The following is a 21,865-nucleotide window of genomic DNA, read 5'->3' as shown; positions in this document are numbered from 1 at the left end:
CTCTCTCTCTAAGGTCTTGCAGGGACGCCAAAAAGGGCGTCGAAGAAATCGGCCGCCGACAAGCGGACCGATGACCCGATAGTAGTCTCGTTGGTTAAGTCTCTGTAAAGAGGATATGTCGGTTTGTACCAGCTTTCTTCATCAGATTTCACGAAAGCTCAACAAAAGCAGTCGCTTAGCGGTCACGCTGAATGCGCTTGCTCGACATGATCTGCTGCATCGCAGCAGATCTATGCGGGGCACGTGCGCCAACTGTAACGGTGTGTGACCTACTCCCCTCGTGGGGGCGCGGCGCTCAGGCCACGAACGGCCGGAACTGGATGCCCAGCCCGGCGATGCCATCGGTCTCGCCGATCAGGTCCGCGCGCAGCAGCGGCCGGGCATCGATGAAGGCCTGCGGCACGATCAGCGACAGGCGGTTGTCGTCGGCGGTCAGTTCCAGTGCCGGCAGCGGATCGTCCTCATGGGCACGGTTGAGCAGCACCGCCAGGCGCAGCAGGGCGGCCAGCCGGCGTGCGGTCAGCAGCAGGCGCTCGGGCAGGGCGTCGAAGGCGGTCTTGGTTACGCTGCGGCGGTGGCTGCGCACCAGCGCGGCCAGCATCTGCTGCTCCTGGCGCGAGAAGCCGGCGATATCCGAGTGCTCCAGCACATAGCTGCCGTGCACGTGGTAGCCGCTGTGCGCGATCATCAGGCCCAGCTCGTGCAGGCGCGCGGCCCAGCCGAGCATGCGCGCATCGTCGGCATCGAGCCTCCAGCGATCCTGCACCTGTTCCAGCAGCGACAGCGCGGTCTCCTGCACCCGCTCGGCCTGCACGGTATCGATGCCGTAGCGCTGGCTGAGTGCGGCCACCGATTCATCACGCAGGTCGTTCTCGCCGGCGCGGCCGACGATGTCATACAGGATGCCTTCGCGCATCGCGGCCTTGCTCACCAGCAGTTTCTGCAGGCCCAGCGCTTGGAACGCGGCTTCCAGTACCAGGATCCCGCCGGCGATGATCGGGCGGCGGTCGCTGGACAACCCGGGCAGCTGGATGTCGTCGATCTTCTTCGCCTTCAGCAGTTCATCGCGCAGCTGCGGCAGGGCCTCGGCGGTGATCGCGCCCTTGCTCAGCTTCATCGTTGCGCAGATCTCGCTGATCGCCTTGTGCGTGCCTGAAGAACCCAGGGCTTCCTGCCAGCCCAGCGCACGGTACTTGCTGGCGAAGGGCTGGAACTCACGGCCGATCTCGGCCAGCGCATCCTTCCAGCGCTTCTTGCTCAGCTTGCCGCCAGGGAAGAAACGCCGTGTGCTGGCGATGCAGCCGGCCTGCAGGCTTTCGCGCTCCAGGGTCTGCATGCCCATGCCGATGATGAATTCCGTGGAGCCGCCGCCGATATCGATCACCAGCCGGCGCTGGCCGGGCTTGGGTGGTTGCGCATGGGCCACGCCCAGGTAGATCAGGCGCGCTTCTTCGCGACCGCTGACCACTTCGATGGCATGCCCGAGCGCGGTTTCGGCGGGAACCAGGAACGACTGCGGCGAGCGCAGCTGGCGCACGGTGTTGGTGGCCAGCGCACGCACCCGGTGCGGCGGCACATTGCGGATGCGCTGGCCGAAGCGGGCCAGGCATTCCAGGGCACGTTGGCGTGCAGCGGAAGAGAGACCACCCTTGCCATCCAGGCCATCGGCCATGCGCACCGTCTCGCGCAGGCGGTCGATCACCCGCAGCTGACCGAGCGTGTAGCGCGCGATGACCATGTGGAAACTGTTGGAGCCAAGGTCGATGGCGGCCAGCAGGTCGCCATCCTGCAATGCGGGCGGAGTCGTGGTGGTATGCGGCATGGACGAATGTTAGCCGAAGGGGCGGTGTGCTCGTCACCGCGCGGCCTTCACATTTTGGAAGGAGGCGTGCAGCACGATGGCAAGGGGTCAGATCCCGCTGTGGGTGGGTGCCGACCGTTGGTCGGCACTGATCGAATCCCGACCAGCGGTCGGGATCCACCGGGGCAGGACTACAGCCCCTGCATCAATGCCATCTGCGCGGAATGCGGCGCTTCGTCGTGCGCCGGCGCGCGCTTGTGGTAGATGCCGTCGGCATCCAGTTCCCAGGCGTTGAGATTGTCGTCCAGGTAGTTCTGCAGCACTTCGCGATAGACCCGCTTGGCCAGCTCCGGGTCGAGGATCGGGAAGCAGGTCTCGACCCGGCGCAGCAGGTTGCGCTCCAGCCAGTCGGCGCTGGCGCAGTACATTTCCGGAGCGCCGTCGTTGCCGAACCAGTAGACGCGGCTGTGTTCCAGGAAGCGGCCGACGATCGAGCGCACGCGGATGTTGTCCGAGATGCCCGGCACACCCGGGCGCAGGGTGCAGGCGCCGCGGATGATCAGGTCGATCTGCACGCCGGCCTGCGAGGCCGCGTACAGGGCGCGCACCACCTGCGGTTCGTTCAACGCGTTCATCTTGGCGATGATCCGCGCGGGGCGGCCGGCGGCGGCGATGCGCGTCTCGCGCTCGATGCGGCCGAGGATGCCGGTATGCAGAGTGAAGGGCGACTGCAGCAGGCGCTTGAGCTTCATCTTCGAGGCGAGGCCGGACAGCTGCTGGAACAGCAGGTGCACGTCGTTGCCGATGTCCGGGTCAGCCGTGATCAGGCTGATGTCGGTGTACGCGCGGGCGGTTCCGCTGTGGTAGTTGCCGGTGCCCAGGTGTACATAGCGGCGCAGTTTGCGGCCTTCGCGGCGCACGATCAGCAGCATCTTGGCGTGGGTCTTGTAGCCGACCACGCCGTACACCACCTGCACGCCGGCCTCCTGCAGGCGATCGGCCAGGCCCAGGTTGGCTTCCTCGTCGAAGCGCGCGCGCAGTTCAACCACCACGGTCACGTCCTTGCCGTTGCGCGCGGCCTGGATCAGTGCATCGACGATCAGCGAATCCTTGCCGGTGCGGTACAGGGTCTGCTTGATCGCCAGCACGTTCGGATCGATCGCCGCCTGCCGGATCAGGTCCAGCACCGCGGTGAAGGCATCGAACGGATGGTGCAGCAGCAGGTCCTGGCGTGTCACTGTCTCGAAGATGCCGTCGCTGTCGCGCAGGGTGCGCGGGGTCATCGGCGGGTACTTCAGGTCCGGCTGCGCGATCAGGTCGTACAGCTGGATGATGCGGTTGAGGTTGACCGGGCCATCAATGCGGTAGACCGCGTTCTCGGTCAGGCCGAAATTCTGCAGCAGGGTGCGCACGATCTCACGCGGCATGTCGTGGGCGATCTCCAGGCGCACCGCCGGCCGGTAGCCGCGGTCCACCAGCTCGTCGCGCAGCGCCAGCGCCAGGTTTTCCACTTCCTCCTCATCCACCACCAGCTCGGAGTTGCGGGTAACGCGGAACTGGTAGGCGCCCTGGACTTCCATGCCCGGGAACAGCTCATCGACGAAGGTGGACAGCACCGACGACAGGAACACGAAATTCTGTGATCCGCCCAGCTTTTCCGGCAGCTGGATGATGCGCGGCAGTGAGCGCGGCGCACGCACGATGGCCAGGTGGCCGGCGCGGCCGAACGCGTCGGTGCCTTTGAGCACCACCACGATATTCAGCGACTTGTTGAGGATCTTCGGGAACGGATGCACCGGGTCCAGGCCCAGCGGCGACAGCACCGGCATGATCTCGTTGCGGAAATAGGCGCGCAGCCAGCGCCTCTGTCGATCGGTCCAGGAATGGCGGCCGAGCACGCCGATGCCGGCGTCCATCAGCGCCGGGCGCAGCGTCTCGTTCCAGCAGCGGTACTGCTGGTCCACCAGTTCGGCGGCGCGGTCATGAATGGCGCTGAGGATGGCCTGCGGGCTCATCCCGTCCGGTGCCGGCGGCAGGCCGAATTCCTGCGCGTGGCGCACGGCGGCGGCGCGGATCTCGAAGAACTCGTCGAGGTTGGTGCAGGAGATGCACATGAAGCGCAGGCGCTCCAGCAGCGGCACCTGCGGGTCCATCGCCTGGGCCAGCACGCGGAAGTTGAAATCCAGCTGCGACAGCTCACGGTTGATGTACAGCGCCGGGTCGCGCAACGGATCGTTGTCCGGGCTCACGGGGAGGGGGAGGGATCCGAGGCTGCTCATGGCGTCATTCTTCGATGGAGGTCAGGGGGGCGGACTCGCGCGGGCGCACGTGGTCGGCATCGAAATGGCAGGAGAACACCGAGCCCTTGCCGACTTCGCTTTCGATCTCCAGCCGTGCGTGGTGCAGGCCGAGGATGTGCTTGACGATCGACAGGCCCAGTCCGGTACCGCCACTCTCGCGTGAGCGGCTGCTGGAAACCCGGTAGAAGCGTTCGGTCAGGCGCGGCAGGTGCGTGGCGGGAATGCCGTAGCCGGAATCGCGCACGGCCAGCACGGCGCCGTCGCCCTCGCGGCGGAACTCCACCGCGATGCGGCCACCGGCCGGGGTGTAGCGCACCGCGTTGGTGACCAGGTTGGAGAAGGCGCTGTGCAGCTCCTTGGTCGAGCCCTGCAGGTCGACGCCGGCCAGATCGTCGATGCTGATCTGGTGGCGGCCCTGGCTGTGCGCTTCGGCCTCGCGGCGCAGGGTTGCCAGCATCGGCTGCATGGCCACGGTCTCTTCCTCGCTGTGTTCCTGCGATTCCAGGCGCGACAGCGTCAGCAGGTCTTCCACCAGCTGGGCCATGCGCTGGCTCTGCTTGCGCATTTCCTCCAGCATCGATCCGGTTCCCGGGAAATCCTCCGGGTCCATCATGTCCAGGTAGCCGTGGACCACGGTGAGCGGCGTGCGCAGTTCGTGTGAAACATTGGCCACGAAGTCGCGGCGCACCTGTTCCAGGCGAAGCAGCTTGCTGACGTCACGCGCGATCAGCAGCCAGTAATCCGACGAATAGGGAATCAGGCGCAGGTTCAGGCGGATCGCCGGGTCGACCGGCGAGGGCACGTCCAGGATCGGCTCGGCGTTGCGGCCACCGGCCAGCCAGTGCGCCAGCGGCATTGGCTGCAGGCGTTCGACCAGGGCCTCGCCAAGGTCGCCGGGATGGTGCAGGCCGAGCAGGGCGGTAGCCGCTTCGTTGAACCACTGCACGCGCTGGCTGTTGCGGTCCAGCACCACCACCGCATCGGGAAGCGCGGCGGCAGCGGCGCGGTAGCTGCGCAGCATGTCCAGCAGGCGGCGCTTGCGTACGCGCATTTCCACCTGGTTGCGGTACAGCAGGCGGTCCAGCTCGTTCCAGACGCCGCTGCCTTCCTCGGCGGTGTCCCAGCGCTGGCGCGCGGTCAGCCGCCGCAGCACGCTGCGCAGCCGCCAGTAGTGCCAGGCCAGGGTGGCCAGCGCGCCCAGTGCGATGCACAGCCACAGATGCCCCGAGAGCCACCCCACCAGTCCGGCGAACAGCAGCACCGCGGCAACGGTGGCCAGGGTCTTCAACCAGGCAGAGCGGATGTGGCGGGGCATTGCGATCTCGTCGTTGAGGTGCGGCGGTTCACTGGGGTGAACCGAGGGTTATAGCAGAGTTGCCGGCGCCGGCACCCGCAGGTGCTTGGCGCCGGCACGACGAGACTCAGGTGGCAGTGGAGAAACGGTAGCCGGCGCCGCGCACGGTCTGCACCATGTTCTCGGCGTTGAACGGTTCCAGCGTCTTGCGCAGGCGGCGGATGTGCACGTCGATGGTGCGCTCCTCCACGTACACGCTGCCGCCCCACACATGGTCCAGCAGCTGGGCGCGGGTATAGACGCGCTCCGGGTGGGTCATGAAGAAGTGCAGCAGGCGGTATTCGGTCGGGCCGATCGGCACCGGCTGGTCATTGGCGAATACGCGATGCGCCGCGCCATCGATGCGGATCGGGCCGACCGCCACGCTGCCGTCCTCGTCGTCCTCGCGGGCGCGGCGCATCACCGCGCGGATGCGGGCCAGCAGTTCGCGCGCCGAGAACGGCTTGACCACATAGTCGTCGACGCCGGCTTCAAGGCCGCCAACGCGGTCGTTCTCTTCACCGCGCGCGGTCAGCATGATGATCGGCACTTCGCGGGTCAGCGTTTCCTTGCGCCAGCGACGGGCCAGGTCCAGGCCACTCGTACCGGGCAGCATCCAGTCCAGCAGGATCAGGTCGGGGACGCGGTCGGCGATCGCAGTCTGGGCCTCCCGGGCATCGCCGGCGTGGACCGGTTCGTAATCGCCCTTGCGAAGGGCGAAGGCGACCATTTCACGGATCGCGGGCTCGTCATCGACGATCAGGATGCGTTTCTGCACGAGGACACCGTAGGGCTCGGTTACTGGAGTGGTGCCAGTAGACTACGGTTTGATGACATGTTTGTGACTACCCGGCCTGGAACCGGCTGGGACTGCCATCGGCCGGTCATGCAGCGCTCAGCGCCGGTCCAGGTCCGGATCCTGCACACCCTGGCGGCGCAGCTCCAGCACGGTCGGGGTGATCGATTCGATGCGCGCGTCAACCCGCGCACGGCCGATGTAATCCAGTGCCGGGTTGCGCTTGAGCGCCTGCAACTGCAGCAGCGCCTGCTCCGGCCGTCCGCTGAGGAAGGCCGCCTCGGCATAGGCCTCGCTGGCACGCACGCTGTCGCCGGCCAGCTCGCTGGCGCGGGCATATCGCTGCTGGAAGACCGGATCGTTACCGCTTTGCGACAGCAGGGGCCGCAGCATGGCCTGCGCGCGCTGGCCGGCCTCGCGGGTACCCTGTTCGTTCAGGATCTCGGCATAGGTCAGTGCCACCGGGCGGCTGTTGGGGTGCTGGCGCAGCAACTGCTCGAAGCGGCTGTTGGCCTGGGCGGCCTGGCCGGCCCGTGACTCCGCTTCGCCCAGCGCCAGCGCCAGCCACAGGTTGTCCGGCCGGCCCTGCAGCAGGCCGGCCAGGGTCTGCCGGGCCTGGGTGGCGCCGGCGCGACCGCCGCGCATCACAGCCAGCGCCTGGCCATAGCGCTGGGCATCGTTGAGGCCGTCCTTCTGGCGCTTGGCCAGGTCGGCATACTCGCGTTCCAGCTCGGGCGCGGAGTCCGCGCTGAGCACGCGCAGGCGCTCGCGCGCCCAGTCGAAGTCGCCACTGGCGCCGCGGCTGAGCTGGCCCATCGGGATGCGCAGCACGTTGCTGGGCAGCAGCGGGTTGTTTCCGCGCAGCAGGGGCTCGGCCAGGCTGGGGTCGGCCGGGTCCACGCGCTCCCTGCGCTCGCCGCTGGGGGTGGTGGTGGTCAGCAGCACCGTGTCCTTCTTCATCTGCTCGGCGCGGGCCTTGGCCTCGCTGATGCGGGTGATGTTGACCGGGTGGGTGCGCAGGAACTCGGGCACGCTGTAGCCGCCTTCGTTGCCGCGCATCGCCGATGCCATCCGTTCGAAGAAGCCGGCCATGGCATCCACGTCGTAGCCGCTGCGCGACAGCGTGCGGATGCCGAGGCGGTCGGCCTCGGACTCGTTGGAACGGGTGTAGTTGATCTGCCGCTGCTGCATCAGGCCCATGCCGGAACTGATCGCGGCCATGGTCGCGTTGCCGGAGGACGTGCTGTTGCTGGCCTGCGCGGCCACCACCGCCGCCAGCATGCCCAGCAGGATCGGGATCTGGTCGCGCTGGGCGCGCTCTACCCCGCGCAGCACGTGCTGCTGGGTAACGTGGGCGATTTCGTGGGACAGCACCGCGGCCACCTCGTCCTCGCGCTCGGCGGTCAGCACCAGGCCGGCATTGACCCCGATGTAGCCGCCGAGGGTGGCGAAGGCGTTGATCTGCCGGTCCTTCATCACGAAGAAGGTATAGGGCTGCCGTGGCTGGTCACTGTTGGAGCCGAGCCGGGTACCCATGGTCTGCAGCCAGTCGTTCACCAGCGGGTCGTCCAGCAGGTAGCCATAGTTGCGCAGCTCGCGCAGCATCATCGCGCCGTACTCGGCCTGGCGGGCCGGGGTCAGCAGCTCACCGGCCGAGGAGCCGATGTCGGGCAGCTTCTCCTGGGCCTGGGCCAGCGGCACGGCCAGGGCCAGGGTGACGGCGGTAGTCAGCAGCAGGGCTCGCAAGCAGGGGGTCCTCGGGCGGGGCGCGCCAAGCGTGGCAGGGCAGGGGGCAACCATTCGTTAATCCACAGTGTTGCGGCCGTGGCGTGGAAATTCCAGCGCACCGGTACCATATGTAGACCGTCGATCCATCGTGGAGTTTCCCGTGACAGCCCAGACCGCCGGCGGTGCCCCCGCCATCACCATCTATTCCACCGCCGTCTGCCCGTACTGCGTGGCCGCCAAGAACTTCCTGAAGAGCAAGGGCCAGCAGTGGACCGAGGTCCGCATCGACCTGGACCCGGCCGAGCGGGAGAAGATGGTGGCCAAGACCCGCCGTACCAGCGTGCCGCAGATCTTCGTCGGCGACGTCCATGTCGGCGGCTACGACGACATGATGGCCCTGCACCGTGAAGGCAAGCTCGAGCCGCTGCTGGCCGGGCAGGGTCAGGCATGAGCGCGGCCGACGACGGCAGCAAGGACCGCATCGCCGAGTTCACCGACTTCCGCAAGCGCATGAACGAACGCATCCTGGGCGAACCGAACCAGGTGGTGCGGCGCTTCTTCGCGCTGGACACGCAGACCTATCAGGCCGGCGCGCTGGACGTGAAGACCAAGGAACTGCTGGGCCTGGTGGCTTCGATGGTGCTGCGCTGCGACGACTGCATCAGCTACCACGTGGCCCAGTGCAAGGACGCCGGGGTGACCCGCGAAGAGTTCTTCGAGACCTTCTCGGTCGGCCTGGTGGTCGGCGGTTCCATCGTGATCCCGCACCTGCGCCGCGCGGTCGACTTCCTCGACCAGCTCGAAGGCGGCGCCGCCGCGCCAGCCGCGCACGAGCACTGAGGGGCGTGCTGGCCGCGGGCCGGCATCGCCTGAATCCGGCATGGCCGGGGTTGCCGGCCAGCGGCCGGCACTACCGGACCTGCAAGGGGGCCTTCCCCGCAATCCAACAGTCCAGGAGCCCCCTTGTTGTTCAAGGGGGGCGCGCCGACAGGCGCGGGGATAAGGTGGAATGCGCGGGCAATTCTGCCTGAGCCGGGGACTGGGACCATGGTCTATTTGGGACCTCGGCCCCGGCTCAGGCATAATTGCCGGTGAAACTTCCTTTGCGCCGGCGTTTCCGGGCACGTCCGGACGGCGTTTTTCCCCCTGTTCGGAACATCGATCAATGACGCAGAAAATTACGGTCATCCGCGGCGACGGCATTGGCCCGGAAATCATGGACGCCACCCTGTTCGTGCTCGACCAGCTCAAGACTGGCCTGGAGTACGAAGACGCCGACGCCGGCCTGGTGGCCCTGGAAAAGCACGGCGACCTGATGCCGGCGGTGACCCTGGAATCGATCGCGCGCAACAAGGTCGCGCTGAAGAGCCCGCTGACCACCCCGGTCGGTGGTGGCTTCACCTCGATCAACGTCAGCCTGCGCCGCCATTTCGATCTGTACGCCAACGTGCGTCCGGCCCACACCTTCCCGAACACCAAGTCGCGTTTCGACAACGTCGACCTGATCACCGTTCGTGAGAACACCGAAGGTGCCTACCTGGCCGAAGGCCAGGAAGTGTCTGCCGACGGCGAGACCGCGTTCTCCGGCACCCGCATCACCCGCAAGGGCTCCGAGCGCATCGTGCGCTACGCCTTCGAGCTGGCCAAGAGCACCGGCCGCAAGAAGGTCACCGCCGTGCACAAGGCCAACATCATCAAGTCGACCTCGGGCCTGTTCCTGAACGTCGCCCGTGAAGTGGCCGCGCAGTACCCGGACATCGAATTCCAAGAAATGATCGTCGACAACTGCTGCATGCAGCTGGTGATGCGTCCGGAACAGTTCGACGTGATCGTCACCACCAACCTGTTCGGCGACATCATCTCCGACCTGTGCGCCGGCCTGGTCGGCGGCCTGGGCCTGGCCCCGGGTGCCAACATCGGCAAGGACGCGGCGATCTTCGAAGCCGTGCACGGCACCGCGCCGGACATCGCCGGCCAGGGCAAGGCCAATCCGTGCGCGCTGCTGCTGGCAGCCGCGCAGATGCTGGACCACATTGGCCAGCCGGAAAACGCCGAACGCCTGCGCAAGGCCATCGTGGCGACCATGGAAGCCAAGGATTCGCTGACCGGCGACCTGGGCGGTACCGGTACCACCATGAGCTTTGCCCGGGCCATCGCCAGCCGCCTGTAAGCGGCTGGCATTCCGGCTGGAGATCGCCCTCGGGCGACGTCCAGTCGGGGACGCGGAGCGTTGAAGACGGGCCGTCCTTGTACGGCCCGTCTACGTGTTCAATCGCGGGATTTGACCAACAGGATGTTTCCAGATGCCTGAGGCGGCCGTGTGGGTCGTGGCGGCCGTTGCCGTCTATGCCATCGGCGTGGCGATCTACGCCACCTTCTACTGGCCGTGGTCCCGTGCCCAGCGTGCGCTGCGCCGCTTGAGCAGGCATGGGGTGCCCCTCCGCAGCCTGCGGGAGAGCGAGGCGCGCATCCTGCGGTTGGTCGAATTTCCGGCAGGATTGCCTGTGTATCTGCTCGAAGGCAGCTGTGCGGCATTCGTGATCAGGAGCAGGATCTCTCCGGCCCAGCATGTGCAGACGCTGGCCGGCGTCCCAGTGAAGTATCCGGCGGGCCTTGCACGTGCCGTGCGTATGGGCAGCAATACCGCCGAAGTGGTGCTGGGTCGTGACCACGCGATGATCGTGCGACTCAATGGGGTCAAGCTGGCCTGGTAGAGCTCGACACTACATGAGCCATCTGTGCAAAAATCGCACAGATCATGTACCGATACGTGGCTGGTTGGTGCGCCATTCGCTCCGCATCCTGTGCCCACTTTCCACTGCACAGGAGTCGCTCCATGAATCTCACCGCCTTCGGCCTGGCCAGCCTGATCGGCATGGCCGCCACCACTCCGGCCGTCGCCGCCGAGCCGGCCCATCCCACCATCCGCCATATGGCGGGCGCGCCGGTCGCGGCCTCGCTGGATGCGGCGAAGACTGCGGTGTTGGTGATCGACTTCCAGAACGAGTACTTCGACGCCAGCGCCGCGCCGGGCTTCGCCGGTGGCCGCATGGTCATTCCCGATGGCGTGGCCGCACTGCGCCAGGCCAAGCGGGTGGTCGCGTTCGCCGATGCCCACGGCATCCGCGTGATCCACGTGCAGCATGTGTTGCCGGCCGGCGCACCGCTGTTCGCGCAGGGCAGCGTCAATGCCGACTTCCATCGCGACCTGCAGCCGCGCAAGGGCGAGACCGTGGTGCAGAAGGACAACGTCAGCGTGTTCGCTGGCAGCTCGGCCGCGGTGCTCGACACGGTGCTGAAGCATGCCGGTATCGACACCCTTATCGTCACCGGCCTGCAGACCCATGCCTGCGTCGCCGGTGCTGCGCGCGACGCAGCGGCCGCACCACGTGGCTACCGGGTGATCGTCTCGTCCGACGCCAGCGCCAGCCGTGACCTGGACCTGGCCGGTGGCCAGCGCATCGGCCATCGCGCGCTGCATGACGCCTCGCTGGCGCAGATCGAAGACGCGTTCGGGGATGTCATGAGTACCGACGCGATCCTGGCGTTGCCGGTGCGCAAGGCTGGCGACGGCGCTTGATAAGCTGGCGGGGCCCGCATGCCGTGGGCACCGCAACGTGGAGCCACTAGCCGATGGATCACTTCGCCGCCCTGCGTGCGCTGCGCGCCATCGTTGACGCGGGCAGTTTCACCGCGGCCGCTGAACGCCTGGGAACCACCCACTCGGCGATGTCACGGCAGTTGCGCCAGCTGGAAGAACATCTGCAGGTTCGCTTGCTCGATCGCAACAGCCGCCGGCTGTCATTGACCGAGGCCGGGCGCGACTACTATCGCGAGGCGGCAACGCTGCTGGACCGCCTGCAGGAGGCGGACGATCGTGCCCGCGCCGGGCAGGCGCAACCCCGTGGCAGGGTGCGGATCAGCGTGCCGCAGGTGGTGGCCAGCCAGGAGCTGCCGCATTGGTTGCCGTCCTTCCTGCAGCGCTACCCGCAGGTCGCGCTGGATCTGTCGGCCGATGATCAGCTCGTCGATGCCGTCGGTGGTGGCTTCGACCTGGCGCTGCGTATTGCAGCCTCGCTACCGGACAGCCAGCTGGTCGCGCGCGAGCTGGCCAGCTGCCCGCGCATCCTGGTCGCCGCACCGGCCTACTTGGCGCGTCATGGCCTGCCACGTCAGCCGTCGGACCTTGCGCAGCACGCGCTGCTGGGGTTCAGTCCTGCAGCGGCGATGTCGCCCTGGCAGCTGCAGGGGCCGCGCGGCGCCAGCGCGAGCATCGAGGCCGGGCAACGCCTGCGGGTGGATGCAACGCCGGCGCTGTATGCCGCCGCGCTGGCGGGCATGGGCATCAGCCTGTTCACCGCACTGACCGTGCAGGAAGACCTGCGCGCCGGTCGTTTGATCCGTGTGCTGCCCGCCTGGCACGCCGGGCAGCGGCGCTACTTCGCGCTGTATCCGCATGCGCGGGCGCTGGCGCCGAAAGTGCGCGCGCTGGTCGAGCACCTTGCGGCGCACTACGCTGCACAGGTGGGCGCGACTGGCTAGCCGGGAAATGCAGCGATGCGCAACAAAGAGAAAAGGGCGCCCAGAAGGCGCCCTTTGTCGTTTATGGCTCTATCCGGTTCAGCGCTGCTGGATCTTCGACAGCAGGCGCAGGAACTCTACATATAGCCAGACCAGGGTCACCATCAGGCCGAATGCGCCATACCACTCCATGTACTTCGGCGCGCGCTGGGCGACACCGGTCTCGATGAAGTCGAAGTCCAGCACCAGATTCAGCGCGGCCACGACCACCACGAACAGGCTGAAGGCGATGCCCAGCCAGCCGGAGTCATGGATCACCGGCACGTTGATGTTGAAGAAGCCCAGCACGAACGAGGCCAGGTAGAGCAGGGCGATGCCGCCAGTGGCCGCGATCACGCCCAGCTTGAAGTTCTCGGTGGCCTTGATCAGGCCGCTGCGGTACGCGAACAGCAGCGCGAACAGGGTGCCGAAGGTCAGCAGCACGGCCTGGAACACGATGCCGGGGAACTTGGCGTTGAACACGGCCGAGATGGCGCCGAGGAACAGGCCTTCCACCAGCGCGTACATCGGCGCGGTGACCGGCGACCATTCCTTCTTGAAGACGGTGATCAGCGCCAGCACGAGGCCGCCGATGGCGCCGCCCATGGCATACAGCTTGGCTCCGGCCATGACCTGGCCATAGTCATCGATGGTCTGGTTCCAGGCGAAAGCGGCCGTCAGCACGGTCAACAGCAACAGGAAGCCGGTCTTGTTGACGGTGCCGTTGAGGGTCATTGCCTGGTCGGGGCTGGTCACCACCGAGCCGCTGGCGAGGTCGAGGAAGGTCGACTCGGAAAGAGCCGGATTGCCGCTGCGCATGCGTGTTCTCCGTGCGAATGAAAGGTCGGGACGGCCGTCCGGCCGATGTCTGCGAGCATAGCCGATGACCACGCACGGCGCCGTGGCGGTTTCATGGCTGGTCTCGCCTGCGTTGACAGCTCACGATGTGCTTGGCCACAATGAACGACTCCCCGGGCCTGGCCCGAGGGGATTGCAAGACCGGGGTATAGCGCAGTCTGGTAGCGCGCCTGCTTTGGGAGCAGGATGTCGGGGGTTCGAATCCCTCTACCCCGACCAATCCCACGTCACGTCGGATTGGACACCGTTCCGGTTCGGGCGCCCGTAGCTCAACTGGATAGAGCACCGGCCTTCTAAGCCGGCGGTTACAGGTTCGATTCCTGTCGGGCGCGCCATCGGCGAGTAAACGGGATCGCATCGGCCGATGTGAAGAAGTGCTTGCAAAAGCGTAAAGACTCCACCAGAATATCGGACTCGCTTCGGCGGACCGGAACTTCGGTGACAGTCTCCAGGCAAAGGTTTCAGTTCCGTCGCCAGCCGCATCGGCAGGAACAAGCGTTTCAGTGGTGGCTGTAGCTCAGTTGGTTAGAGTACCGGATTGTGATTCCGGTGGTCGGGGGTTCGAATCCCCTCAGCCACCCCACTGTTTCAACCGTGCCGGCGCAGCCGAAACGGTATTGCAATAAGAAGAATGCACGCTACAATGTGCGTCTGAGTTTCACGGGCCGTTAGCTCAGTTGGTAGAGCAGTTGACTCTTAATCAATAGGTCCAAGGTTCGAATCCTTGACGGCCCACCAAGACAGAAGCCACCTGGTACGCCAGGTGGCTTTTTTCTTATAAGTGTCACTCCTTCATTTGGATGGATCACGCGTTGCAGGCCCCGCTCGGCGCGGATCTGCAACGGCAGCGGGATCGCAGTGCTGGTTTCAACGGCGTTGAAAAAAGTGCTTGCACCCACCGAGCGGATCGGGTCATAATTCGCGCCCCGATTTCGGGCTGTTAGCTCAGTTGGTAGAGCAGTTGACTCTTAATCAATAGGTCCAAGGTTCGAATCCTTGACAGCCCACCAGACGAAAGCCACTTGGTTCGCCAAGTGGCTTTTTTCTTGTCTGCGCGCCGGGTTGAGCGTGCGGATGCCTGCACGCCCGGTCGCACGTCATCCATGAATGGCGTGGATCTACTGAAGCGATGCTGAAATCAGGGGCATACGCGTCATCAGTGTTTTCAATGCTGTGCGCTGCTTCTCACCGCGTCGTGTCCTGTATCGCACCCAATGGATCTTCCGCGCCAGTGGCGCATACACGAAGGAAGATGTTGATGGCTGATATCAATCGATTGCACCGCACGCTGTGGGTTCCCTTCGCGTTGCTGGCACTGGCGGCCTGCACGCCGGCCAACGATCCCGCGCAGACCGTCGAACGCGATGCTGGCACCGAGAGCGCTCCGGCGCGCCCGGTGGGTGAGGCCATGCAGATGCAGCCGGCTCAGCCCGCGGAAGGGGAGGCCCTGCCCGACGCGGTGGACGTGCAGCGCAATGCGGATGGTTCGGTGGACGTGCGCAAGGCCACGCCGGAGTCGGCGGCACTGCGGCGCACCGAAGACGGGGGCGTGGAGATCCGCAAGGTGGATCCTGCGGCCGAGTCGGGGTCCGATACGGCGCCAGCCAAGGCCAGGCCGCAGCAGTGAACCCTGCCACCCCGGATCAGCTTGCGCTCCCCGGGGTGGTCCAACGCGCGCGCCGCGCGATCGCCATGTTCAGTTTTGTGCAGGCCTTCCGATTCCTGCCATCGCCTGCGACAATGAACGCCTGAGCCGGCCACGCGAAAGTGGCGGAATTGGTAGACGCCCTGGATTTAGGTTCCAGTGAGGGTGACCTCGTGCGGGTTCGAGTCCCGCCTTTCGCACCATCCGGCCGAGCACAGATTGTCTAAGTGATTGAAAAATAAGCTGGCGACGGCCAGTTGTGCTATTGGATTCCCGCTTTGGCAATTGATCCCTGTCTCGGAACGTCACCTGTTCCGTTCGAGGCGGCGGGGAGGCGGAACTGCTCCAGCGCAGACATGCCCTGGAGCGATTGCTCGGCCAGTACCTTCGCGTAGACCGCTGAGGTGGTCTGGATGTCGCGGTGGCCGAGCCACTCCTGCACGAGCTTGATGTTGCCGGTCGCCAGCAGCAGCCGGGTGGCGCAGGTATGGCGGAGCGCATGCGGCACGCACTCCCTCTCGGAAGCGAGATGTGTCCCCTTGATGGCCCATTGCCACAGCCGGTCGGCGCGCGTGCGATTGAGCATGGTGAAGGGGCCGTCCGAGGTGGCCGCCAGGGCGTCCTTGCGCCGCTGTAGAACCTCGGCGACGCGGGCGGTGCAGGGTAGGGTGCGGGGACGCCCCTTCTTGAGCGTAGCGTGCCGCCAGAAGCGGACGTGGAGCCTTCCGCCCTGCTCGACTACTTCGGACCACCGGATGCCGATGGCCTGACTCATGCGGCAGCCCAGGTCAGCGAGGCACACGAACAGGTCGCGGTAGTCCGCCCCGTCGCGCACCCGTGGGTGCCCTCCGGCAGGGCCGTTCGGCAGCGTGTCCCACTCCAGCAGCCGCGCCAGGATCATTTCCTCGTCCTCGACGTTCAGGACGAACGTGCGTGCGTTGTCCCGCTCGTCTGCCAAGCTGTACTCGGGCAGCTCTCCCAAGAATCGGCCGGCCTTCCTCTCGCGTTTCAACAGGGCGAGGAGGCACTGCATCTTGCGGTTCACCGTGGCGGGAGCCGCCTTGTCGGCGAGCATGCGCTGGGCCATGTCGTTGACCCCGGCCTGCGTGATGTCGTTGATGGGCGTTTCCTCGCCCAGGTAGCTCTGGACCACCTTGCAGTTGGTACGCACGGTGTCGATGGATCGGAGCTTGCCCCAAAAGTTGCGGTCGTCCAGCGCTTCGTCCATCGCGTCCTTGAGGGTGCGCTGGCGGACCTTGGCCTTTGCCACGGCCATCTGCACCGACCGGGACTTGCCCCTAATCAGCTCCCGCAGCGCGTCCTCTGCAATCTCGGGGTCGTCGCGCAGGGCGTCGAGGACCGCCTGCTCCTTGCGCTCGGCTGCCACGCGGTCGCGGGTGCCGGTGGACAGGCGCACGCGCCGGTATCCCTCCTGCACGTCGAGCATGTAGTAGCGCTTATCGGGCGCACCCGGCTTGGGCGCGGTCCCTTTGAGGCGAAGGGCCATGTGTATCTCCAGAAAAAGAAAAGGCCCGCACTAGGCGGGCCTCGGGCAATACGGCTGCTGTTGGTCTTACGCGGCGAACTTGGCCGCCATCTTCCTGCTCACCCTCTCCGCGAGAGTGGTCAGCCAATGAAGTGCCTTGGTCGTTGGGAAGATGAGGTTGCGCTTGCGATAAGCGGGGTCAGGGCGCTGCTCCAAGAAGTCAGGGCCAGGCTCACGGTTCCGCTTGATCTGCGACAGGTCGAGCACGTTCCGGCTCACAGCCGATGGAGAGAGTCCGCCGAGCACTCGCTCCAGGTCCACCTGTTGAATCCCTGGCTCATCCACGACGGCGAGCAGGGTCAGGATACGGGTGGCCGTAATGTCCTCGTCGATCTCCTCTCGAAATGCTGACAATGCGGTGGTCAGGATGACCGTCAGTTCTTTCTGCGAGAGATTCATGGCTTCTCAATTTCCAAAGGGGGATGGTTCCCACTAGGGAGCCATCAAGTTCTATCTTGACAACGCAGCGTAAGGATTACAACCCCGAGGCCGATGTTGATGGCGTTTTTGCCGATTTTGTCGATCCAGAAACCCCTCTGCCAAGGGGCCGGGCACAGGTCGAGGTCGATTTCATATCCGAATGCGTTCACGTACAGGTCCAGGCACTTCTTCCGCCCTCGAGGGCTGTCCTGTCCCCCGGCAACGGCTCCGCTATGACGCCGCCAAGTCTCCGGCTGCGCTCCACAAAATATTCCATTAATCAACTACTTAAAGCGGGCAGGACAAGCATTACCCCAATCGTCACGAGTGCCCCAATCACCGCGACATAGAACATCGCTTGCCCGGCTCGCACCGCGGCGGATGTCATTCTCTTTCTCCAGTCTCTCATAGGCTGAGACTGCTCCTGTCGTTAGGTGGCGTGGGTGGCGGACAGCGACCACCCACCGTCTAGCGTGGTGCGGCCGATGACCAGCGGTTGGCCGTAGAAATCACGTACCAGCACTGAGATTGATCCCACATCCGACAGTGAATTGTTCATGATTCCGCGCCCTTGTCGGGCAGCTCGCGGGCGTGCGCGGCCAAGACTTCGACTTCCCCACTGATGACGAAGAACGGGCCGATCTGGTGTGCGCGGAAGGCCAGGTTGACGATGATGATTTCCATGATGGATTCCTTGTGGGTTGAAGGCACCCCGGACAGCTAAGATCAGGTGACCTCATCCGGAGCGAGAAGATGGAACTGAAAGACTTCATTGCGGGGACGCTGGTGCAGATCGTGGAGGGCGTGCACGCCGCGCAGAAGCAAGTGGGACAGTTGGGGGGTAACGTGAATCCCTACACCCGCGAGCACGCGCCAGGGTTCGGGACGAGGTACACAAGAGGGCCAACGCAGGATGTGTCCTTCGACGTTGCTATAACCGCGCAAGAGAACAGCGCGAGCAAGGAGGGGATCGGCGTAGTAGTCGCTGCAATAGCGCTCGGGAAACGAAATGAGACCTCGGATAGCTCTACGAGTGTGAGCCGAGTGGCATTTACTGTGCCCCTGGCCCTGCCAGATGGCGCGAATCTGGCGGACAGCCAACACACTGACTAGTGCGAATGAACCGCCGTTTGACCTTCAGACTCGATAGTTGTGCCAGCCAGTTCGGCGCTCGACCTGTACGTTGGCGTAGTGTTCTTGGGCAAAGCGTATAGAGATATGATTGATCGAAGTGTCACAGGGGGCGATTGATGGAGTGGATCAAGAGCATCGCGGACGTAATAAAACTCGGCCCGCGATATCTTGTCGCGGGGATGGTGCTAGCGGGAGGGGCGTTATTCCTGCCTGCCTCAGTCCACGAGCGACTTGGCGTGTCCGAGTGGGTCGCGGCTTACAAGGGCTGGATCGGACTGGTGTTTGCTGTGTGTGCTGTACTCACCGCCATATCGGTGTTCACATGGTTATGGCGGTTGGCGACCCTCGCTTGGGAAACCAAACAGGAACGCGCCGCGCTCGCGGAGCGTCTCCGGAGGCTCACAGAGCCGGAAAAGCAGATTCTCAGGTACTACTTTGCCAAAAACACCCGGTCCAACTTCCTTCGCCATCAAGACGGAGTTGTAGCCGGCCTGGCCGCGGTCGGTGTAATCCACCTCGCTTCGCGCACTGGCACGCTGACAGAAGGCTTCGCTTACAACATTAGCGATTACGCGTGGAAGATCATTCGGGAGAACCCTGGTCTACTCAACGGCGAGACCAACTTTTACCGTTGTGACAAGCCCGACAGACCTTGGGGCTTCTGACAGCATCAAGAGTGTCAGTGGCTCCAGAAGTAAAAGCCGCTCACCGCGAACGCATCGCCATTGAGCCGCATGTCGCGGCCGTAGCGCTCGTAGTCGAAGTAGCGGGAGAGGGTGTCAGGCACGTCGTGAAGCAGCCCCGTCTCGTCCACGTAGTTCTCGGCGAAGTCCGCCCAGGTATCGAATTGGCCCACGTAGGCTTCGCGGAACTGCTCCACGGTCACGTCGTCGCGGCCCTCGTGGTCGCAGAAGGCCGTGTAGGCGGCGCGTTCGGTGTCGTCGTGTAGCTCGTCCAGTCGCTCCTGCAACGCGCACAGCTTGTCGAGGTTGGGATGCTCGCCCCAGGTATCGCCGAACACGTCGTCGTAGTCGTGGACGGCCCACTCCTCGGCGCTGGGCACCTTGCCGGTGCCGTTGCAGGTGACGCACTTGCAAATCAACTCTTTGGTCCGACAGCCGAAGCTGACCGCAGCGCATGAGTGGCAGCGCGTGTAATCGGGCGGTGACCCCGCCTCGTAATCGGCTGTCGCTCCGCACTTGGTGCAGGTGGTCCGCGTGACCGGGAACGTGACGCCCGCGCAGTCCGGGCACGCCACTGTCACGTTCGGGTGGGGTGACTCGCGCAGGATTCGCGCAATCTCTCCGCCCACGTCGTCGGCGTCGCGTCCCTCCAGGTCGATCCACTCGCCGTGCAGGACGCCCGCGTTATATGAGGCAAGGCAGGCCACGTAGATTTGCATGGTGATGCTCCAGAAATGCGAAGGCCCGCACTAGGCGGGCCTCGGGATCAGCGGTGGTTGTCGGTCAGTGCGCCCAATCGGGCTTGACGTTCAGTAGGTAGGCCGCGGCCACTGCGCGGGCGGTGGCCTCGTCGGCCACGTCGGCAATCCACCACCAGCGGTCCTTACCGGCCCAGCGGTAGACACCCCAAAACTGCGCGGCCATCGGTGCGCAAGGCTCGACGCTTCCATTGAAGTCTTGACGGGGACCATAGGAGACCGATCGGTCGCCCAGGGTGACCAGCTTGTCACCGGCAGGTACAGCCAGCTCGTTGTAGTTGCTCATGCGGCCACCTCCAGCCACCGCGGCTCCTTGCGGACCTTCTCCAGCGCGCCCAGCAGCTCCCGCCGCGTCCGATGCGGTCGCGTCCAGTGACAGCCGCGGCCGAAGACCACATACCACCTACCACGCCCACGGAGGCGCACGATTGAGAATTCAGAATCCACGGGAGTTTCTCCGGGCAACAAAAAAGCCGCCTTGCGGCGGCTGATGGGTTCGGGTTAAGCGCGGAGCGCGTCGCTACACAGGGCTTCCGGGTATGACGAGTCGCGCATTGGCATGACGATCAAAGACGCGCACCTGATGCTCGGATCGGTGATGCCGCCAATACCGAACATGGCCGCCACGTCGCCGCCAGTCACCGGAATCAGTGAAGTGGCCTTGCCGCCGAATGCCTTGCGAATTACACCGGCCGCCTTCACTACGCCTTCGAGGACGGCAGGCGCAAATCCGGACAGCTTGAGTTCGTTCGGCTTGGACACCACAGCACGCCAGTCCGGGTAGGTTCCATCAACTGCAGCAAACTCAATGGCCTGGCCTCCGCGCTCCGCCTTGAACCGGCTGGCATCGCCCACGGCGCTGAAATAGACATCGCCCTTCATCTTGGCGACCAGCTCGCACGCATTGCGCGGCACGATGATCTTGCCAATGTCCCACGGCAGGCTGGTACGCACCACAAGCATGCGGTGGCCGTCTGTAGCAACGATGATCGCACCATCGGCGTGCGACTCAATCAGCACGCCATTCAAGTAAAAGCGAACGTCATTCTTGGGGGCCACATGCAGAGCGGCGGCGATCAGGGCGGAAGGAATTTTGTTCATAGCTTTCTCCGGGCAACAAAAAAGCCGCCTTGCGGCGGCTTCGAGGGATTGGGGTAGGGCGCTGTTAGAGGAACAACTTGGTCAGCGTGACGATGCCAGCCACAAAGGCCGTGGCGACCACCAGTGGATACCACCGGGTCTCCATCATCAGCTTGTCGCTCTCGCGGTTGATCTTGCGAATCTCAGCGGTGAGCTTGCGCACTTGCAAGTCCTCCAGTGGTCCATTGGTGCTCATGGTAGCTCCAAAAAAGACCCGCCGTCACACGTCGGCGGGGTGTGGAAAACCGTGTTGACGTAAGGGGATCAGATGACAACGGGGGATGGACAAGGCGCAACTTGGGTGCGGTTCTTGTTCGCCTGGCGCTCCCGCTCGTTGAGTCGGGCGCGGTGCTCGCGGATGCCGCGGCGGATGCAACCGGCCACGTAGTAGTCGCGGGCGGTCATATCGAACGGGATCATCGTCATTGGTTGCTCTCCAGTGAATCGGACCACCAAAACGCCCCATCACAACGGTAGGGACGCTTTGGCGGTCAGACTCATGCTTGTAAGGCATGGAATCTGACCGTCGCCAGCTTCCGGGAGCGCCTCCAGCTCGCCTAGGAATCCCGTACAGATGGCCCCGCTCTTTCTGGCGGTGACCCGGTATCCGTGGCGGCCTTCATCGGCCCTTACACTTCCCGGCGCGGCTAGTGTTCCCAGCTCCCCGCGTTCTGCCGTGGGCGGCGCTCCTGCCTGCCCCTTTCCTACTGTCCCGACCACACCCTGCGGCCGTTGTTCGATGGTGGGCATTATGCCCGTTTGCTCCCGGTTTGTCAATCACTCCCGGCAGTGGGATGGTTGAGCCGGGCGTTACCTGCGGTGCGCTTAGGGGCCTTTGGGGCTAGTCCTCAGTGCTGGCGGGATAAGCTCTAGGTGCTGTCGATCCATCGGTCGCACGTCTGTCGCCGCCTTTTCCGCTGCCGCCGTGTTGCTGGCGACGGGTATAGATTAGATCAATCCCCGCATGGCTGTCAATACCCCGATGGCAACGATTTTTGATGGTCGCAGGGAGCGCCTAGCGCGCGCGTGGGGAGCTTCTATAGGCGGGGCGGTAGGGATGCCCGTGGCGGGCCTTGCGTGGGCCGTGGTGGCGCATTGGCTGGCCGCAGTGGGCGGCAGGTGGGCATAGGCTGGGGCAGGGTGCGCCGAGGTGGTCGGCAGGT

At 65.0% G+C, this 21,865-nt stretch carries 24 protein-coding genes and 6 tRNA genes; 15 read left to right on the top strand and 15 right to left on the bottom strand.

Features of this window, described 5'->3' with window-relative positions:
* Positions 1-295: 295 nt before the first annotated feature.
* The 5 genes from ppx to AC5P6A_RS02985 all read right to left on the bottom strand — a co-directional run bounded on the left by ppx (position 296) and on the right by AC5P6A_RS02985 (position 7,976).
* Positions 296-1,822, bottom strand: a complete 1,527-nt coding sequence (gene ppx / locus AC5P6A_RS03005) for an exopolyphosphatase (RefSeq protein WP_019659539.1) — start codon at positions 1,820-1,822, stop codon at positions 296-298.
* Positions 1,823-1,992: 170 nt separating this feature from the next.
* Complete coding sequence (gene ppk1, locus AC5P6A_RS03000) at positions 1,993-4,080, bottom strand: polyphosphate kinase 1 (RefSeq protein ID WP_019659538.1); 2,088 nt, start codon at positions 4,078-4,080, stop codon at positions 1,993-1,995.
* A 4-nt stretch (positions 4,081-4,084) separates the two neighbouring features.
* Positions 4,085-5,416 carry a phosphate regulon sensor histidine kinase PhoR gene (gene phoR, locus AC5P6A_RS02995; RefSeq protein ID WP_346714630.1) on the bottom strand — a complete coding sequence of 444 codons (1,332 nt, stop codon included), beginning with the start codon at positions 5,414-5,416 and terminating at the stop codon, positions 4,085-4,087.
* A 106-nt stretch (positions 5,417-5,522) separates the two neighbouring features.
* Complete coding sequence (gene phoB / locus AC5P6A_RS02990) at positions 5,523-6,212, bottom strand: phosphate regulon transcriptional regulator PhoB (protein WP_005408258.1); 690 nt, start codon at positions 6,210-6,212, stop codon at positions 5,523-5,525.
* Positions 6,213-6,329: 117 nt separating this feature from the next.
* Positions 6,330-7,976, bottom strand: a complete 1,647-nt coding sequence (locus AC5P6A_RS02985; protein ID WP_164144128.1) for a M48 family metalloprotease — start codon at positions 7,974-7,976, stop codon at positions 6,330-6,332.
* A 142-nt stretch (positions 7,977-8,118) separates the two neighbouring features.
* Here AC5P6A_RS02985 and grxC point away from each other — a divergent pair, with 142 nt between their 5' ends.
* The 6 genes from grxC (at position 8,119) to AC5P6A_RS02955 (ending at position 12,500) form a co-directional block, all read left to right on the top strand.
* Entirely contained in the window at positions 8,119-8,409 is a 291-nt protein-coding gene (gene grxC, locus AC5P6A_RS02980) for a glutaredoxin 3 (protein WP_019659535.1), read from the top strand.
* Positions 8,406-8,798: a carboxymuconolactone decarboxylase family protein gene (locus AC5P6A_RS02975; RefSeq protein WP_005408260.1), complete on the top strand. Its 393-nt coding sequence runs from the start codon at positions 8,406-8,408 to the stop codon at positions 8,796-8,798. The genes grxC and AC5P6A_RS02975 overlap by 4 nt, the downstream gene beginning before the upstream one ends.
* Positions 8,799-9,123: 325 nt before the next feature.
* The gene (locus AC5P6A_RS02970; protein WP_058980324.1) at positions 9,124-10,128 is read left to right on the top strand and encodes an isocitrate dehydrogenase; all 1,005 of its coding nucleotides are present in this window, start codon (positions 9,124-9,126) and stop codon (positions 10,126-10,128) included.
* A gap of 133 nt (positions 10,129-10,261) precedes the next feature.
* Positions 10,262-10,672: a hypothetical protein gene (locus AC5P6A_RS02965; protein WP_279936850.1), complete on the top strand. Its 411-nt coding sequence runs from the start codon at positions 10,262-10,264 to the stop codon at positions 10,670-10,672.
* Positions 10,673-10,794: 122 nt separating this feature from the next.
* Positions 10,795-11,538 carry a cysteine hydrolase family protein gene (locus AC5P6A_RS02960; RefSeq protein ID WP_346714631.1) on the top strand — a complete coding sequence of 248 codons (744 nt, stop codon included), beginning with the start codon at positions 10,795-10,797 and terminating at the stop codon, positions 11,536-11,538.
* Between the two features lie 53 nt (positions 11,539-11,591).
* Positions 11,592-12,500, top strand: coding sequence for a LysR family transcriptional regulator (locus AC5P6A_RS02955; protein ID WP_346714632.1), 909 nt, complete (start codon positions 11,592-11,594; stop codon positions 12,498-12,500).
* Between the two features lie 78 nt (positions 12,501-12,578).
* Here AC5P6A_RS02955 and AC5P6A_RS02950 read toward each other — a convergent pair whose 3' ends face one another.
* Positions 12,579-13,337, bottom strand: coding sequence for a Bax inhibitor-1/YccA family protein (locus AC5P6A_RS02950; protein ID WP_021202979.1), 759 nt, complete (start codon positions 13,335-13,337; stop codon positions 12,579-12,581).
* 181 nt (positions 13,338-13,518) lie between these two features.
* Here AC5P6A_RS02950 and AC5P6A_RS02945 point away from each other — a divergent pair.
* The 7 genes from AC5P6A_RS02945 (at position 13,519) to AC5P6A_RS02915 (ending at position 15,224) form a co-directional block, all read left to right on the top strand.
* Positions 13,519-13,595 (top strand) — tRNA-Pro (locus tag AC5P6A_RS02945).
* A 39-nt stretch (positions 13,596-13,634) separates the two neighbouring features.
* Positions 13,635-13,711 (top strand) — tRNA-Arg (locus AC5P6A_RS02940).
* A 171-nt stretch (positions 13,712-13,882) separates the two neighbouring features.
* Positions 13,883-13,959, top strand: a tRNA-His gene (locus AC5P6A_RS02935).
* Positions 13,960-14,038: 79 nt separating this feature from the next.
* Positions 14,039-14,114: transfer RNA gene (locus tag AC5P6A_RS02930), tRNA-Lys, on the top strand.
* A gap of 196 nt (positions 14,115-14,310) precedes the next feature.
* Positions 14,311-14,386, top strand: a tRNA-Lys gene (locus tag AC5P6A_RS02925).
* Positions 14,387-14,634: 248 nt separating this feature from the next.
* Positions 14,635-15,003, top strand: a complete 369-nt coding sequence (locus AC5P6A_RS02920) for a hypothetical protein (protein ID WP_019659530.1) — start codon at positions 14,635-14,637, stop codon at positions 15,001-15,003.
* A gap of 134 nt (positions 15,004-15,137) precedes the next feature.
* Positions 15,138-15,224 (top strand) — tRNA-Leu (locus AC5P6A_RS02915).
* A 59-nt stretch (positions 15,225-15,283) separates the two neighbouring features.
* Here the strand turns inward: AC5P6A_RS02915 and AC5P6A_RS02910 are convergent.
* The 4 genes from AC5P6A_RS02910 to AC5P6A_RS02895 form a co-directional block, all read right to left on the bottom strand.
* Positions 15,284-16,528 carry a tyrosine-type recombinase/integrase gene (locus AC5P6A_RS02910; protein WP_150359505.1) on the bottom strand — a complete coding sequence of 415 codons (1,245 nt, stop codon included), beginning with the start codon at positions 16,526-16,528 and terminating at the stop codon, positions 15,284-15,286.
* 66 nt (positions 16,529-16,594) lie between these two features.
* Complete coding sequence (locus AC5P6A_RS02905) at positions 16,595-16,966, bottom strand: winged helix DNA-binding protein (RefSeq protein WP_109337022.1); 372 nt, start codon at positions 16,964-16,966, stop codon at positions 16,595-16,597.
* 451 nt (positions 16,967-17,417) lie between these two features.
* Complete coding sequence (locus AC5P6A_RS02900; RefSeq protein WP_004154552.1) at positions 17,418-17,546, bottom strand: hypothetical protein; 129 nt, start codon at positions 17,544-17,546, stop codon at positions 17,418-17,420.
* Positions 17,543-17,671 carry a hypothetical protein gene (locus AC5P6A_RS02895; RefSeq protein ID WP_258014520.1) on the bottom strand — a complete coding sequence of 43 codons (129 nt, stop codon included), beginning with the start codon at positions 17,669-17,671 and terminating at the stop codon, positions 17,543-17,545. The genes AC5P6A_RS02900 and AC5P6A_RS02895 overlap by 4 nt, the downstream gene beginning before the upstream one ends.
* A 69-nt stretch (positions 17,672-17,740) precedes the next feature.
* On the opposite strand from AC5P6A_RS02895, the gene AC5P6A_RS02890 reads away from it, so the two are divergent.
* Both AC5P6A_RS02890 and AC5P6A_RS02885 read left to right on the top strand, forming a co-directional pair.
* The gene (locus AC5P6A_RS02890; RefSeq protein ID WP_150359506.1) at positions 17,741-18,100 is read left to right on the top strand and encodes a hypothetical protein; all 360 of its coding nucleotides are present in this window, start codon (positions 17,741-17,743) and stop codon (positions 18,098-18,100) included.
* Positions 18,101-18,237: 137 nt separating this feature from the next.
* The gene (locus AC5P6A_RS02885; protein WP_150359507.1) at positions 18,238-18,786 is read left to right on the top strand and encodes a superinfection exclusion B family protein; all 549 of its coding nucleotides are present in this window, start codon (positions 18,238-18,240) and stop codon (positions 18,784-18,786) included.
* 14 nt (positions 18,787-18,800) lie between these two features.
* Here AC5P6A_RS02885 and AC5P6A_RS02880 read toward each other — a convergent pair whose 3' ends face one another.
* The 5 genes from AC5P6A_RS02880 to AC5P6A_RS02860 all read right to left on the bottom strand — a co-directional run bounded on the left by AC5P6A_RS02880 (position 18,801) and on the right by AC5P6A_RS02860 (position 21,128).
* Complete coding sequence (locus tag AC5P6A_RS02880; RefSeq protein ID WP_150359508.1) at positions 18,801-19,523, bottom strand: antirestriction protein ArdA; 723 nt, start codon at positions 19,521-19,523, stop codon at positions 18,801-18,803.
* A 64-nt stretch (positions 19,524-19,587) separates the two neighbouring features.
* On the bottom strand, positions 19,588-19,848 hold the full coding sequence (locus tag AC5P6A_RS02875) for a hypothetical protein (RefSeq protein WP_150359509.1): 261 nt from the start codon (positions 19,846-19,848) through the stop codon (positions 19,588-19,590).
* Positions 19,849-20,063: 215 nt separating this feature from the next.
* Positions 20,064-20,663 (bottom strand): DNA polymerase III subunit beta family protein, encoded by a 600-nt coding sequence (locus AC5P6A_RS02870; protein ID WP_150359510.1) that lies wholly within the window; start codon positions 20,661-20,663, stop codon positions 20,064-20,066.
* Between the two features lie 64 nt (positions 20,664-20,727).
* Complete coding sequence (locus tag AC5P6A_RS02865; protein WP_004154558.1) at positions 20,728-20,898, bottom strand: hypothetical protein; 171 nt, start codon at positions 20,896-20,898, stop codon at positions 20,728-20,730.
* 68 nt (positions 20,899-20,966) lie between these two features.
* Complete coding sequence (locus AC5P6A_RS02860; protein ID WP_155029018.1) at positions 20,967-21,128, bottom strand: hypothetical protein; 162 nt, start codon at positions 21,126-21,128, stop codon at positions 20,967-20,969.
* Positions 21,129-21,865: the final 737 nt, after the last annotated feature.

This window comes from Stenotrophomonas sp. YJH_SMC_20 (assembly GCF_059367845.1).
Note: the sequence above shows the minus strand (reverse complement) of the source record. Positions and strands in the feature narration are given on the sequence as shown.